This window comes from Serratia sp. CoH_122_TC_1, assembly GCF_058191755.1.
On record NZ_JBXWLA010000020.1, the window covers coordinates 45,768 to 58,585 of the forward strand.

Below are 12,818 nucleotides of genomic sequence, written 5' to 3' on the forward strand. Positions count from 1 at the left end.
AGGTGAGAGACATGGTTGATACAACAGCTCAAAAGAAACTCACGCCAGCCGATATTCGCGGTGTGTTTATGCGCTCGAATCTGTTCCAGGGTTCATGGAACTTCGAACGTATGCAAGCGCTGGGTTTTTGCTTCTCAATGGTACCGGTGATCCGTCGCCTGTATCCGGAAAATAACGACGACCGCAAACAGGCGATCAAACGCCACCTGGAGTTCTTTAACACCCACCCTTACGTGGCAGCGCCGGTGCTTGGCGTAACCATGGCAATGGAAGAACAACGCGCTAACGGTGCGCCTATCGACGATGCGGCCATTAACGGTATCAAAGTCGGTTTGATGGGGCCACTGGCCGGTGTGGGTGACCCGATCTTCTGGGGGACCGTACGCCCGGTATTTGCCGCGCTCGGTGCCGGTATTGCCATGAGTGGCAGCCTGCTTGGCCCGATATTGTTCTTTGTCCTGTTCAACCTGGTGCGCCTGTTGACCCGCTATTACGGCGTGGCTTACGGTTATCGCAAAGGGGTGGATATCGTCAATGATATGGGTGGCGGCTTCCTGCAAAAACTGACGGAAGGAGCGTCCATTCTCGGCCTCTTTGTCATGGGGGCGTTAGTCAACAAGTGGACGCACGTGAATATCCCGCTGGTCGTCTCGAAAATCACAGACCAGACCGGGCATACCACGGTCACCACCGTGCAAACCATCCTCGATCAGCTGATGCCGGGGTTGGTACCTCTGCTGCTGACCTTCGGGTGTATGTGGCTACTGCGCAAAAAAGTGAATGCGTTGTGGATCATCATCGGCTTCTTTGCCATCGGTATCTTCGGTTACTGGGTTGGTCTGCTGGGTCTGTAAAGGTGTTAACAGCCGGGGGGAAACCCCCGGCTTTTTTTATTTGTGGAGTTGAAAGATGTCGCTGACCGATGGCGTATTACTGATTTTCACCGCACTGATGCTGGTGTATGCGATTTACGATGAATTCGGCATGAACTTGCTGAAAGGCAAAACGTTACTGAAAGTGCAGTTGAAGCGTCGTAATCGGGTTGATTGTCTGATCTTTGTTGGCCTCATCGCCATACTTATTTACCGTAATGTCACCACCCAAGGTGCGGCATTAACCACCTATCTGCTTATTTCTTTAGCACTGATCGCTATTTATATTTCTTATATCCGCTGGCCTAAATTGTTGTTTAAAGCGCAGGGCTTTTTTTATGCAAATGCCTTTATTGAATATAACCGTATTAAAGCCATGAATTTATCTGAAGATGGCATTCTGGTCATAGATTTGGAGCAGCGCCGATTACTGATTCAGGTGACTCAATTAGATGACCTGGAGAAGATTTATCACTTTTTTGTTGAAAATCAGTGAATAAAAAATAACCTCATCCCGACAAGCAGCCCACCCCGCGCTGAATGTGGGTAATTAATCACCAGCGCACAAGGCTACCTGATTATTATTTACGCAACATTGTTGCACTAGCCTACATTATATTCCTTCTTGCACACTCCATTAATGAAAACAATTATCAATTCCAAACCAATATCCGTTGGGAATAAAGGTTGTTGCCGGCGGAAATAATATGGTATGGTTGCGCCGTCATTGGGGAGTAGCCGGTTTCTGGACAATAAAACGCCAGAAACGCCCGTATCAACATACTCGTTTTTTCATTAAAACGTGGTGCGGGCAGCCAGGTAAGGTTGGCGAGACCATAGACACGTAACTCCGTCGTATGGTTGGGGGTGGGTTACGTGTATATGGAGCCGCCCGGCCGAGGCTATTTAACATGAACTTGTCAGCTACACTCATTCTCGCTTTTGGTATGTCTATGGATGCGTTTGCCGCATCGATCGGCAAAGGTGCCAGCCTACATCAACCCCGTTTCCGTGAAGCACTGCGCACCGGACTGATCTTCGGTGTGGTCGAAGCTATTACGCCAATCATTGGTTGGGGTATCGGCCTGTTTGCCAGCCAATACATTATGGAATGGGATCACTGGGTCGCTTTCTCGCTGCTGTTTATTCTCGGCACGCGCATGATTGTAGAAGGCGTCAGAAACCGCCCAGATGAAGTGGAAAAAGTGAAGCGCCACGGGTTCTGGTTACTGGTCGCTACCGCGATAGCCACCAGTCTTGACGCCATGGCTATCGGTGTCGGCCTGGCCTTCTTGCAAGTGAACATTGTGCATACCGCCATGGCCATTGGCATGGCCACCATGATTATGGCGACAATAGGCATGATGATTGGTCGCTTCATCGGTCCACTCCTCGGCAAACGTGCGGAGATCCTCGGCGGTGTGGTCTTGATCGGTATCGGCGTCAATATCCTGCTGGAGCATTTGGGCTACCTTGCCTGATACCGCTAAACGCGAAAAAACCTGCCAACGGCAGGTTTTTTTGTTTCTGTCCCCGATCAATCCATCTTGCCATCCGGCGCCTGCGGGAGGCTGGCAACGGTAAACGCAAGGACGCATTCAGCAAACCGACAACCTACACGCCGACTTAATCAGCACGTCGGCGATAGAGCGCAATGACGAAATCCGTTTCGCACGCAAAGCGCTCACAGGCGCTCAGGCGTTGCTGGACCTCCGGGGAGGCCCGCCAGGCAAACGGCGTCATTTGCAACAGGTTGGCTGCCTGTTCTCCCGGAAGCGTCATCAGATACGACAGCGATTCAACCCGTTCACAGTCAAAACCCGCGAATTGCTCATCCTGTTCGTCATGCAGTTGCACCTGCTGGTAGACCTGTTCTTTCAACTGATACAAATGGCGTGGGCCAGGCGATACCGTCACCACTGCCCCGCCGGGTTTGACTACCCGCGCCAGTTCTTCCGCCTTGCAGGGTGCATAAATACGCAGTATGGCGTCTAAAGAACCGTCGGCAAACGGCAGGCGGTGGCTTGATGCGACACAGAATGACACCGCCGGGTAACGCTTGGCCGCATAGCGAATTGCAACCTTCGCGACGTCCAACCCATAAACCCTGACCCCACGCTGTTGCGCCAACCGCGCGGCGACCTCCGCCGTGTAATACCCTTCACCGCAACCGATATCCAGCAGAGCCTGTGCGTCAGAAGACAACGCGTGATCCAGCAACTCTGCCACGCGTTGCTGCAAAGGTTGATAGAAACCCGCATCAAGGAATGCACGCCGTGCCTGCATCATCTCTGCACTGTCACCCGGCTGTTTCGAACGCTTATGCTGCACCGGCATCAGATTAACGTAGCCCTCTTTGGCACAGTCAAACTGGTGGTTAGCGTCACAACGCCATTGCTGATGAGAAAAATGAAGCGGCTGATGACACAACGGGCACTGATAAGACATGGTTTGGGTTCCAGAGAGATACGGCGCGGCTAGTCTAAAGAAGGCGTCTATGCGATGCAAGGCACATCCCGTATGGGCCTAGCCAAGGAGGAAAAAAACTGGCTACACTGACGTTAAGTTTTCTGACGCAGGCAAAAACGTTATATGACTGATTACTCTCCACTGCTCAACACCATTCCGTCCATTCAACACGGTTTCGGGAACAAGAGCGCACTGCTTCCTGGGCATTTACAGCCCTACTGCACCACCTTGCCGGAAAAAAAGCAGGTTCACGGCACGCGCATCGTTGACGTCACACAGGCAGCGCAACCTTGTGGTGAAGCTGATGGGTTCTATACCACCCAACCTGGCATTTTGCTTAGCGTGTTAACAGCGGACTGTCTGCCCGTTATTTTCAGTCGTCATGATGGTTCAGCGATTGCAGCCGTGCACGCTGGCTGGCGTGGGCTGCTGGACGGTATTCTGGAGCAACTGGCTGCACGTATCCGCCGTGATGACTCAACGGCCAACTGGGTGGCTTCCATCGGCCCTGCTGCCGGTCCATGCTGCTACGAGGTAAACGAAGAGCTGGTTGCGCGCTTCAAGCAACAGTTACCACTGCCCATGGCGTTAATCAGCCCCCACTATCGCCATTTGGACTTGGCGGCCATTGCCGAATCCAAACTCCGCGAGTTAGGGTTTGCCGGCGTTGACCTTGCCGGGAGCTGTACCATCTGCACGCCAAACACGGATCCTCTGCAGCCGCAGCGCTTCAAATACACCAGCTACCGGCGGAACAGCCACCGACGTGAGCAAGATCCGAGCCATCCGGGTATTACCGGACGTAATCAATACGCAGGTATTATTATTACCGGCGGATAATAGAAACGAAAAAACCCGCACCAAGGCGGGTTTTTTGTACAGCTGACGCTGATTAGATTGCAGTAACGTTTACTGCAGATGGGCCTTTCTGGCCATCTTGGATTTCGAACTCAACGTTCTGGCCTTCAGCCAGGGTTTTGAAGCCGTTACCCTGGATTGCAGAGAAGTGTACGAACACGTCTTTGCTGCCGTCAGCTGGAGTGATGAAACCGAAACCTTTAGACTCGTTGAACCACTTAACTTGACCTTTGATCTTTGCCATCTTGAGTATTTCCTTTGGATTGTTTAAACCGCCCGTAGGCGTTACATAGACAAACTAGAGTCGTTACTGCTTGAGGCACTAAGATAAGGATCGGCAGAGAAGCGGTATTCAACGCTAACGTTTTTACTCAGAACTTCTTTACTGAAAATGCCACACATATACAGAACTGTACCTCGTTTTACCCAGATGCGTTATCACATACTCTGTATTCGATGGCAAGCCATTTTTAATCACTGATGGAGCTGTCGCACATATTTGAAACGGTCGAGAGCAACATAAGCTTAAATAGACTAAAAGATGTTGAAGCCATAGCTATTTTCTGCTTAACACTTACGCCGCGCTACACTCCGCATCCTGACTGAATTTTAACAATTCTTTCATCCAATTGACCCACGCATGTTGCAACATATAAACCCTGCTTAACGCTTAGAACGTTAAAAATTTTGAATCTTTATGGAATTTCTTATACAACATTTGAATATCGATGAACGGGCGCATTAGTTATCGGATGATCCGACCATTAGGCCGCCATCTGGATGGCCCAACGCGAATACCACCGCCCGTCCACTACTCCGCCTACCCGCAGCAGTGAAATAATACAGAGGCTCATTATTGCCACAAGGGAGCATGAACATAATTTGTGCAGCGACGTTATCGCCCAAAAAATCAAATAACGTGCCACTTTAGGGTGCATAAGCATGCAAAATCAGAATTTACGCACTATGACCGTGCAGCAGCGATAAATAGCGGACTCATAACGGAGATTAAATAACGGCAATAACATTGAGGTTTGTGGGAATGTACCGCGGAATTAAATCTTAAAAACAGAATGGGTATTTGCTCGGCCAATAACAATGTCCATTTGGTGTATTAATTTTACCTTTTCGCACGCATTGTCTCTATTGATAACGATACCGCGCCCCCGGTACTGGATTAACGCCCGTAACAGCCCCCTACGGCTACAACCCGCAACCAGGCTGGCCTGCGGGCAATCACATTGAGCATACCGGCCATGCAGACCAAAGGGTTAACGCTTAAGAGTTAGATTCAAACGCGATGCGCTCACCAATTTTGATTGGCCGGAACTGATGCTGCTCGATTCCCGCCGCACTCAACGCCAGATTTAATTGCTGAGGCGGTTCATCCAAAGACTCGTCAGCTAACTCAAAAACCCCCCAGTGGATCGGAATGACCCGTGGCGCATTTAATTGTTGATACAGCGTCACCGACTGCTGCGGATCCATATGCTGTTCCTGCATGAACCAGCGTGGTGCATAAGCGCCAATCGGCAAAGCCGCAACGTCAAACGGCCCTAAACGGGTGCCAATATCCGCCAAGCGCTCCGAATACCCGCTGTCGCCCGAGAAATAAAAACGCAGCGACGGATGATGTATCACCCAACCACACCACAGGGAACGGTTACGGTCCCAGAGCGTGCGCATACTCCAGTGGCGCGCAGGCGTGGCGTAGAACGTCAGATCGCCCAATTGCAGGCTATCCCACCAATCGAGCTCTTCAACACGCTGCAGACGATAACGCCTGAACCAATTTTTCAGCCCCAACGGGACCACAAAGGTCGCGTGTGGAAAACGCCGTGCCAACTGCCGAACCGTACGTCGGTCAAGGTGGTCATAATGATTGTGTGAGATTAAGACCACATCCACGGTGGGTAACTGCTTCACCGTCAACGGCGGTGGCGTTTTACGCTTCGGGCCATAGAAACTCAGCGGCGATGCGCGCTCCGACAATACCGGGTCGATCAGGACATAGCGGCCATCAAGACGCAGCAGCATTGAAGCATGCCCCAGCCACCAGATGCTATTATCGCTGCCGCTGAGGTCGGCACGCTGCCACCAGCGCTCGGTAAACTGCTGATACCCCATTTGCGGCGGTTTGGGTAACCCCTGCTGCTTACGTTCATCCTGCCAGCGCTTTAAATCCCCCTCCCGACGCAGTGAAGGCTCCGGGTTACGAAAGCCCTGCGGGGTATGGTGCGACTTGGCGGCATCATAGTAACGATTGGTTATCTTCATCCAGTTGCTCTCCTGACCACTGCGGACACCCCTGCACGGGCAGGTTCGCCAGCATAACAAGATTCGCGAACATCACGTGTTGTGAACCGTGCTCACCGTGGGGACCTTTTCGCGTATTGTGTTGTCACAGTCCTTACGAGAATGCCAGGGCCGCCTAGAGCCTGTTAAGCATCTCTTAAGATCCTTGTGATTTACTTATAGGACATTCAGAAAAGGAGAAGTTATGAGCCGTTCTACATCACGCAAATCACGTGTTCGTATGGGCCGTATCCGCAGCGCGATGCTGGCGCAGATGCAGTATTGGAAAATGTATGCCGCAATGAAGCTACGTCGGGTACGTGTGCCGGCACCGCTGATGGTGTTATTGGGTGCGCTGGTCAGTTTCTTCATGCTGGGCGTGCTGATGCTTAGCGTGGTCGCTATCGATATCATCACCACCCTGTTCCTGCTGTGCAGGAAACTCTTGGGATTGGGCCGCACGGATCCAGGCAATGCCTTTATGCCACGCAGCTAAAGCGTGAACCGGAGGCGCATCAGGCGCCTCCGTTAACGACTACCGACGTACTTTCGCTTTTTTACGGCGCGTCAGCATAAACCCTATCCACAACAGCAAGATCCACACCGGCATCAACAGGACCGATATACGGATCCCTTCGCTGAAATACATGATCACCAGAATCAGGCTGAGGAACACCAGGCACAGATAGTTGCCAAACGGGTACCACAACGCCTTGAACACCGGGATGACGCCTTGGCGATTTTTCGCCGCACGGAACCGCAGGTGTGCCAGGCAAATCATCACCCAGTTAATCACCAGGGTGGACACCACCAACGCCATCAGCAACTCAAACGCCTTACCGGGCATCACATAGTTGATCAGCACACCCACCGACGTCACCAGGGCCGACAGCGCAATTGACAGCATCGGCACACCGCGCTTGTTTACGCGTGTGAGGGCCTTGGGGGCATTCCCCTGCGTCGCCAAGCCAAACAGCATGCGGCTGTTGGCATAGACCCCGCTGTTGTATACCGACAGCGCGGCCGTCAGTACCACCACGTTAAGGAGCGTCGCCACCAGGGTGCTGTCCAGCGCATGGAAAATCATGACGAACGGGCTACCGCCTTCCACGACTTTGTCCCACGGATAGAGCGAAAGCAGTACCGTCAACGAACCAATATAAAAAATCAGGATGCGATACACCACCTGGTTAGTGGCCTTTGGAATGCTGCGACGAGGGTCTGCCGCTTCGGCGGCAGTGATACCGACCATCTCCAGCCCACCGAATGAGAACATGATCACGGCCATCGCCATCACCAGCCCTTCGACGCCATGCGGCATAAACCCGCCCTGTTCCCACAGGTTATTGATGCTGGCTTGCGGACCGCCATTGCCACTGGCTAACAGCCAGGCGCCAAAAACGATCATGCCGACGATTGCCACCACTTTGATGATGGCAAACCAAAATTCGGTTTCACCATACAACCGGACATTCACCAGATTGATCGCATTAATCAGTACAAAAAACACGGCGGCGGAAACCCAGGTCGGGATGTCTGGCCACCAATATTGAATATAAATGCCGACGGCCGTCAGTTCGGCCATACCGACCAAAATGAACATCGCCCAGTAGTTCCAACCCGACAGAAAGCCGGCGAAATCGCCCCAGTATTTATAAGCAAAATGGCTAAATGACCCGGCTACCGGCTCCTCAACCACCATTTCACCCAATTGGCGCATAATCAAAAAAGCGATAAAACCGCCGATCGCATAGCCCAATAGCACCGAAGGGCCCGCCATTTTAATGGTTTGCGCGATGCCAAGAAACAGCCCGGTGCCAATGGCGCCCCCTAGGGCGATAAGTTGTATGTGTCTATTTTTCAAGCCGCGTTTTAGCGGGGTATCCTGCTGCTGACCGCCCATCTTATCCTCATTTGGCGTGGGATCCTGTCGCTTCTGCGCAAGATTTCGCCAATTAATAAATGTATCTGCGGGCGGCTTTTTAACACTTAACCCCGTGAGCATCAAGGAGTAGCGCCCCGGCAAGGGTGGCCAGGGCGCTATTTTATACGGGGAATAACGGCAAAATTGGGGCGTTTTTAACCCGACAAACCGCACAGTTTAGTGAGATTCCGGGCGCCGATCATCAGCGTTGCGACGTAGGATTGGCGGCGAGTTACCACCTCTACGGCCACACGATCGTTTTGATATTTTATCAGGTAGGTTGAAGGCCAGCCCTGTCGGCGCTGACCGAAGCTTTCGGCATGACGATCGATTGCCGCATGGGCAATCACCAGATGAGACAAGTTTTTATCACCTTTAATAATGCGCTTCATAAACAGGCTCCGCCAGAGACAGTTCTGTTGTCATAAAAAGGGAAAAATCATCAGTAATTCTGGTGTTTCAACGTACCATTTCGCTGTTTTGCTGACTCAGCAGGAAGCAGATCATCGCGGCGCGCAGTGGGCTGTTGCTGTCTGCCTGCCACTCGCCACGCTGGGTAATCATACGGGCCTGCCACTGCGGGTTATCACTTTGGCTATCGGCATTCAGACTGATTTTGTTGGCGCAGATAATCGGCCAGGCATCGGAGGGATTCTTGCAATAATCTTTACCTTTAACGCCGCCATAGGGATACCATTTATCCGGATTTTCTCCGGTGATCAACGCAATGCTGCGGTTCACCTCGGCGTCGCTTTCTTCATACCATTTAATCATCGGCTTTATCCATCTTTCGTAGAGTTGGCGCTACATTACGATGCCAATACGACAGATTTATGACAACAGGATGGCTTTTCACATTATCCATACTAATGTTTTTCAGGCTTTAACTTTTCACCGCGGCTGATTACACTTTTCCTGGTTTATCTTGCTCTGGAATGACCCTCATGCTGAACGGCCTTAACCACCTGACACTCGCGGTTTGCGACGTCAATCGTAGCTTCGATTTCTATAGCAACCTGTTGTGCTTTGTGCCGCAGGCTCGCTGGCAAAACGGAGCCTATTTGTCTCTTGGGGAGCTATGGATGTGTTTGTCATTGGACCCCGCACGGGCAGTAAACGCAGCAAGCGACTATACCCATTATGCATTTAGCGTTGCTGCGGCAGATTTCGCCGCGGTTGCATTGCGGCTGCGTCAGGCAGGCGTTAAAGAGTGGAAAACCAACCGCAGCGAGGGAGAATCGCTGTACTTTCTCGACCCCGATGGGCATCAATTAGAAATACACAGTGGTGATTTGGCGAGCCGCCTTGCGGCATGCCGCGCGCAGCCCTATCAGGGGATGGAGTTTTTCTGAGCACGGCGGGTGGCGTAAGGTTCGCCCCACCACCCGGCCCACTCATTGATTAACGCTCAGGGATAAAACCTTTGAAATCCAGCGCAGGACTGAGATCATCATCGTCAGTTACGCTATCGCCACGCGCGCTCTGCACCAGGCTTTTCAATAATGCCGTTTGCTGACGCTGCTGCTCGGCAATGTCCTGCAGCAGACGAATTTGTTCATTGGCACGCACACTGGCGCGATTCACCAGGAACCAGACCCATAATCCCACCACCAGCGCCAACCCGGCGATGGCCAGTGATACCAGGCCATTAAGACCAAAACCTAAATCGTACATGGAAACCCTACCTACTGCTAAAAACAGGCGGACATCTTAGCACTCTGGATATGGGCGCGAACATCGTGATTGAAAATTGTTACGCACCGCTGCGCAGTTCACCATGGAACAAAGCGGGTGACGGAGCAAATCCCCAACGCAAAAGTGCCTCCTTCATCGCAATAGCTATCCAGCGCCAGCAGATAAAAAAATACGCAGGCCGCGAGGAAGGCGATTATCACGAAGATTTTTTTCCGCAACAAATTTAGCAGCCTCATTGTTATCTTGATAATCTATTGAACATGCTATCACAGACAACTTAAACGAAGTTTAACCTGTCGTTTAGAAACCCGCTTGAAGGCGATTTTTCAGATTGTTACCGTTGCCCCCGATGTCTGCGCATGGCTATATCATCGCAGCGACAAAACATTACAAGGAGTCCCAATGGGCAAACTGATGAAGTGGGTGGTAACGCTGGCGGTGCTGTACGGCGTATTTTTATTTTCGGGGTATGGCGTGCTGGTCGGCAGCAATAAAAACGTGGGTGGCTTAGGATTACAATGCAAGTACATGACAGCGCGCAATCTGGTGGTAGCGCAATATATGCACGGTGATAACGGGCTGATTGGCGTGTCGGACTGCCCACTGTTTAAGAAAATCGAAACGGTGGTGGATTAATCACCACCGTCCAGAACCGCCGCTGCGCGGCGGTTCCCGCACTTAGTTACGGGTAAACTTCATTTCAATCAGTGCAATCGCTTTCTCGATCGCCCGCCGGGTCACGGGATCAGCACCGGCAGGGTGCGTGGAAAAATCGATGCTTTTCAGTTGGCTTGCCATCTTGTCACGCACCTCGGTTGGTGCAATAACGTCGATAACATCCAAAATCTGCTTGATCACCAGTTGACAGGCAACCAGGTCGGAGGCCAATTCCTGATCGTTGCTCAGCATGTCAGACATAATTACTTTCCTTCTTAATTCAGACGCCGCACAGAATAGCATGCCGCTTGGCGCTTTGCCGCCTCCTGTCCGTTTGCCACTGAATTTTCAACGTTCTTGCGCATTGCACGTCAAAACACGCGACTAAATTGACCTATACTCAAGGTTTGAACGCTGCGTCTATCGACGTAACCCTCAGCCACAACCCAACAGGAGAAAGTTATGGCAAACCACAATGTGAAATCCTGGGCTACCGTGCGTGAAACCTCGGTTGAGATTGCCGAAGCTATTTTTGAACTGGCAAAAAATGATGAAGTTCTGGCACAAAAAATCTGGGAAGAAGGCAGTGATGAAGCGCTGCAAATCGCATTTGCCAAAACCAGTGCCGACCAACTGTACTGGGGAGAAGAAACCGTAGAGCGGAAAAACGTCTGATTGGATTGCACTTACCAATAAAAAGCCCGGGTCACTTACGCGCCCAGGCTTTTTCGAAAGTCTATCAATCCCCATTTGGGGTTAGGCTGTTCCCTGATATCACGGCTCTTCACCTCCCACACCTTCCGCATTATTCATTCTCATCACCGGCGTCACCATGAAAGCGGCAACACCCACAATTACAACCAGAGTAATAATCACTGTCATTAACATGCGATCACCCCATCAACGCTGAATTGTCACGGCTGACTCTGCTTAGGCTATTATTTATTGCGACCTGAACCACTTTATCAGCGGTAGCGGGCAACTTCAGATTAGCCGTTTTCCCTTCTCACTGACAAGCCACTTAACGATGGTTTTTCCGAATAATTTCACCTTGGTGCGGGCGGCTTTTTGTCCGTGGCGGCAAGTTGTGTATACTTCAGCGCTATGTAGATCTCACACAGACGCACTGATGATACAAGAACATCACCTCTCATTAGTCTGCGCCCTCAGTAAATGGGTCGAAACTCACCTTGGACGAGTGATCCATCTCGAAGAGCTGGCCGAATACTCCGGTTACTCTCTGTGGCACATGCAGAAGCTGTTTAAAGAAGCGACAGGGACCTCGCTGGGTAAGTACATCCGTGAGCGTAGGCTTGCCGGTGCGGTTTACCAATTGCGCAGCAGTGACGCCTCTATTTTTGACATCGCGCTCGATTTTGGTTTTGGCTCACAATCACATTTCACGTATATGTTCAGAAAACGGTTCAATATCACGCCTTATGATTTTAGGCAGGATCTGAGCGTGGATCTGCACATCGCTCCGCCGCTGCACGTTATTCATCAGAAAACCGCCTGACTCGCTTTCCCGCCGCCCCTCACGGCGGGTTAATGCACCCATATCACGATCAACAAAGCAACCAATGCAGGCAGCGCTTGTACCCTGAGAATCTTACGGCTTGCCGTTAACCCACCGAAGACCCCTGCCACCAACACGCAGCCCAGGAAGAACACCTGCACAGCGGGATCGGCACGCCAGACGCCCCATACCAGGCCTGCCGCCAAAAATCCGTTGTACAGCCCCTGATTGGCGGCCAATATCCGCGTTGCCGCCGCAAACTCTGCGGTGGTCGCGAACACGCGCCTGCCCGTCGGCTTCTGCCAAAGAAACATTTCCAGGATCAGGATATACAGATGAATCGCGGCAATTAACAACACGACTACGTTAGAAAGAATTATCATTGCACTTCACAAGGTTAATCAGCTATTGGTTTAATAAGTATTAACCGTTTTTAGAATATTGAGAATATCCAGTCATAAAAAAACCCGCCGCAGCGGGTTTATTGCATAATCATTCAGAGTTAGTTCAGAGCAACAACCAGCATGGCTGC

20 protein-coding genes and 1 riboswitch are annotated in these 12,818 nt (G+C 51.4%); of the genes, 9 read left to right on the forward strand and 11 right to left on the reverse strand.

Going from position 1 to position 12,818, the window contains the following annotated elements; translation table 11 throughout:
* The first annotated feature begins 11 nt into the window (after window positions 1-11).
* The 3 genes from AC2FC2_RS22280 to mntP all read left to right on the forward strand — a co-directional run bounded on the left by AC2FC2_RS22280 (window position 12) and on the right by mntP (window position 2,353).
* A complete protein-coding gene (locus AC2FC2_RS22280) occupies window positions 12-854 on the forward strand; it encodes a PTS mannose transporter subunit IID (RefSeq protein ID WP_209634050.1) in 843 nt (280 codons plus the stop codon).
* Window positions 855-909: 55 nt separating this feature from the next.
* A complete protein-coding gene (locus AC2FC2_RS22285) occupies window positions 910-1,368 on the forward strand; it encodes a DUF986 family protein (RefSeq protein ID WP_265553684.1) in 459 nt (152 codons plus the stop codon).
* A gap of 221 nt (window positions 1,369-1,589) precedes the next feature.
* Window positions 1,590-1,772: riboswitch (yybP-ykoY riboswitch) on the forward strand.
* Window positions 1,773-1,783: 11 nt separating this feature from the next.
* Window positions 1,784-2,353: a manganese efflux pump MntP gene (gene mntP / locus AC2FC2_RS22290; RefSeq protein ID WP_209634054.1), complete on the forward strand. Its 570-nt coding sequence runs from the start codon at window positions 1,784-1,786 to the stop codon at window positions 2,351-2,353.
* Between the two features lie 145 nt (window positions 2,354-2,498).
* Here mntP and rlmA read toward each other — a convergent pair whose 3' ends face one another.
* The gene (rlmA, locus tag AC2FC2_RS22295) at window positions 2,499-3,320 is read right to left on the reverse strand and encodes a 23S rRNA (guanine(745)-N(1))-methyltransferase (RefSeq protein WP_265553687.1); all 822 of its coding nucleotides are present in this window, start codon (window positions 3,318-3,320) and stop codon (window positions 2,499-2,501) included.
* Between the two features lie 144 nt (window positions 3,321-3,464).
* On the opposite strand from rlmA, the gene pgeF reads away from it, so the two are divergent.
* Complete coding sequence (pgeF, locus tag AC2FC2_RS22300) at window positions 3,465-4,181, forward strand: peptidoglycan editing factor PgeF (RefSeq protein WP_209634058.1); 717 nt, start codon at window positions 3,465-3,467, stop codon at window positions 4,179-4,181.
* A gap of 52 nt (window positions 4,182-4,233) precedes the next feature.
* On the opposite strand, the gene cspE is transcribed toward pgeF, so the two are convergent.
* From cspE to AC2FC2_RS22315, 3 genes are all read right to left on the reverse strand, one after another.
* Window positions 4,234-4,443 carry a transcription antiterminator/RNA stability regulator CspE gene (gene cspE, locus AC2FC2_RS22305; protein ID WP_002221949.1) on the reverse strand — a complete coding sequence of 70 codons (210 nt, stop codon included), beginning with the start codon at window positions 4,441-4,443 and terminating at the stop codon, window positions 4,234-4,236.
* A 41-nt stretch (window positions 4,444-4,484) separates the two neighbouring features.
* On the reverse strand, window positions 4,485-4,601 hold the full coding sequence (locus AC2FC2_RS22310; RefSeq protein WP_071593021.1) for a DUF2627 domain-containing protein: 117 nt from the start codon (window positions 4,599-4,601) through the stop codon (window positions 4,485-4,487).
* Window positions 4,602-5,477: 876 nt separating this feature from the next.
* Window positions 5,478-6,476, reverse strand: a complete 999-nt coding sequence (locus tag AC2FC2_RS22315; RefSeq protein ID WP_490659929.1) for an MBL fold metallo-hydrolase — start codon at window positions 6,474-6,476, stop codon at window positions 5,478-5,480.
* A 223-nt stretch (window positions 6,477-6,699) separates the two neighbouring features.
* On the opposite strand from AC2FC2_RS22315, the gene AC2FC2_RS22320 reads away from it, so the two are divergent.
* The gene (locus AC2FC2_RS22320; protein WP_209634062.1) at window positions 6,700-6,990 is read left to right on the forward strand and encodes a hypothetical protein; all 291 of its coding nucleotides are present in this window, start codon (window positions 6,700-6,702) and stop codon (window positions 6,988-6,990) included.
* Between the two features lie 39 nt (window positions 6,991-7,029).
* Here AC2FC2_RS22320 and AC2FC2_RS22325 read toward each other — a convergent pair whose 3' ends face one another.
* The 3 genes from AC2FC2_RS22325 to AC2FC2_RS22335 all read right to left on the reverse strand — a co-directional run bounded on the left by AC2FC2_RS22325 (window position 7,030) and on the right by AC2FC2_RS22335 (window position 9,192).
* Window positions 7,030-8,397 carry an amino acid permease gene (locus AC2FC2_RS22325; RefSeq protein WP_265553692.1) on the reverse strand — a complete coding sequence of 456 codons (1,368 nt, stop codon included), beginning with the start codon at window positions 8,395-8,397 and terminating at the stop codon, window positions 7,030-7,032.
* A 176-nt stretch (window positions 8,398-8,573) separates the two neighbouring features.
* Window positions 8,574-8,810 (reverse strand): DUF4060 family protein, encoded by a 237-nt coding sequence (locus tag AC2FC2_RS22330; protein WP_037419924.1) that lies wholly within the window; start codon window positions 8,808-8,810, stop codon window positions 8,574-8,576.
* A gap of 67 nt (window positions 8,811-8,877) precedes the next feature.
* Complete coding sequence (locus AC2FC2_RS22335; RefSeq protein WP_265553694.1) at window positions 8,878-9,192, reverse strand: phage protein NinX family protein; 315 nt, start codon at window positions 9,190-9,192, stop codon at window positions 8,878-8,880.
* Window positions 9,193-9,362: 170 nt separating this feature from the next.
* On the opposite strand from AC2FC2_RS22335, the gene fos reads away from it, so the two are divergent.
* A complete protein-coding gene (fos, locus tag AC2FC2_RS22340; protein ID WP_490659930.1) occupies window positions 9,363-9,770 on the forward strand; it encodes a fosfomycin resistance glutathione transferase in 408 nt (135 codons plus the stop codon).
* Window positions 9,771-9,819: 49 nt separating this feature from the next.
* Here the strand turns inward: fos and AC2FC2_RS22345 are convergent, their stop codons facing one another.
* Both AC2FC2_RS22345 and mgrB read right to left on the reverse strand, forming a co-directional pair.
* Window positions 9,820-10,092, reverse strand: a complete 273-nt coding sequence (locus AC2FC2_RS22345; RefSeq protein WP_209634070.1) for a YebO family protein — start codon at window positions 10,090-10,092, stop codon at window positions 9,820-9,822.
* A gap of 98 nt (window positions 10,093-10,190) precedes the next feature.
* Window positions 10,191-10,334 carry a PhoP/PhoQ regulatory lipoprotein MgrB gene (mgrB, locus tag AC2FC2_RS22350; protein WP_461531917.1) on the reverse strand — a complete coding sequence of 48 codons (144 nt, stop codon included), beginning with the start codon at window positions 10,332-10,334 and terminating at the stop codon, window positions 10,191-10,193.
* Window positions 10,335-10,515: 181 nt separating this feature from the next.
* Here mgrB and AC2FC2_RS22355 point away from each other — a divergent pair, with 181 nt between their 5' ends.
* On the forward strand, window positions 10,516-10,749 hold the full coding sequence (locus AC2FC2_RS22355; RefSeq protein WP_490659931.1) for a YobH family protein: 234 nt from the start codon (window positions 10,516-10,518) through the stop codon (window positions 10,747-10,749).
* 42 nt (window positions 10,750-10,791) lie between these two features.
* Here AC2FC2_RS22355 and AC2FC2_RS22360 read toward each other — a convergent pair whose 3' ends face one another.
* A complete protein-coding gene (locus tag AC2FC2_RS22360) occupies window positions 10,792-11,031 on the reverse strand; it encodes a DUF2766 family protein (RefSeq protein WP_004945684.1) in 240 nt (79 codons plus the stop codon).
* Window positions 11,032-11,232: 201 nt separating this feature from the next.
* Between AC2FC2_RS22360 and AC2FC2_RS22365 the strand changes: the two genes are divergently transcribed.
* The gene (locus AC2FC2_RS22365) at window positions 11,233-11,445 is read left to right on the forward strand and encodes a YccJ family protein (RefSeq protein ID WP_037419942.1); all 213 of its coding nucleotides are present in this window, start codon (window positions 11,233-11,235) and stop codon (window positions 11,443-11,445) included.
* Between the two features lie 454 nt (window positions 11,446-11,899).
* Window positions 11,900-12,286 (forward strand): helix-turn-helix domain-containing protein, encoded by a 387-nt coding sequence (locus AC2FC2_RS22370; RefSeq protein ID WP_209634074.1) that lies wholly within the window; start codon window positions 11,900-11,902, stop codon window positions 12,284-12,286.
* 29 nt (window positions 12,287-12,315) lie between these two features.
* Here AC2FC2_RS22370 and AC2FC2_RS22375 read toward each other — a convergent pair whose 3' ends face one another.
* A complete protein-coding gene (locus tag AC2FC2_RS22375) occupies window positions 12,316-12,669 on the reverse strand; it encodes a DUF1304 domain-containing protein (RefSeq protein ID WP_209634076.1) in 354 nt (117 codons plus the stop codon).
* Window positions 12,670-12,818: the final 149 nt, after the last annotated feature.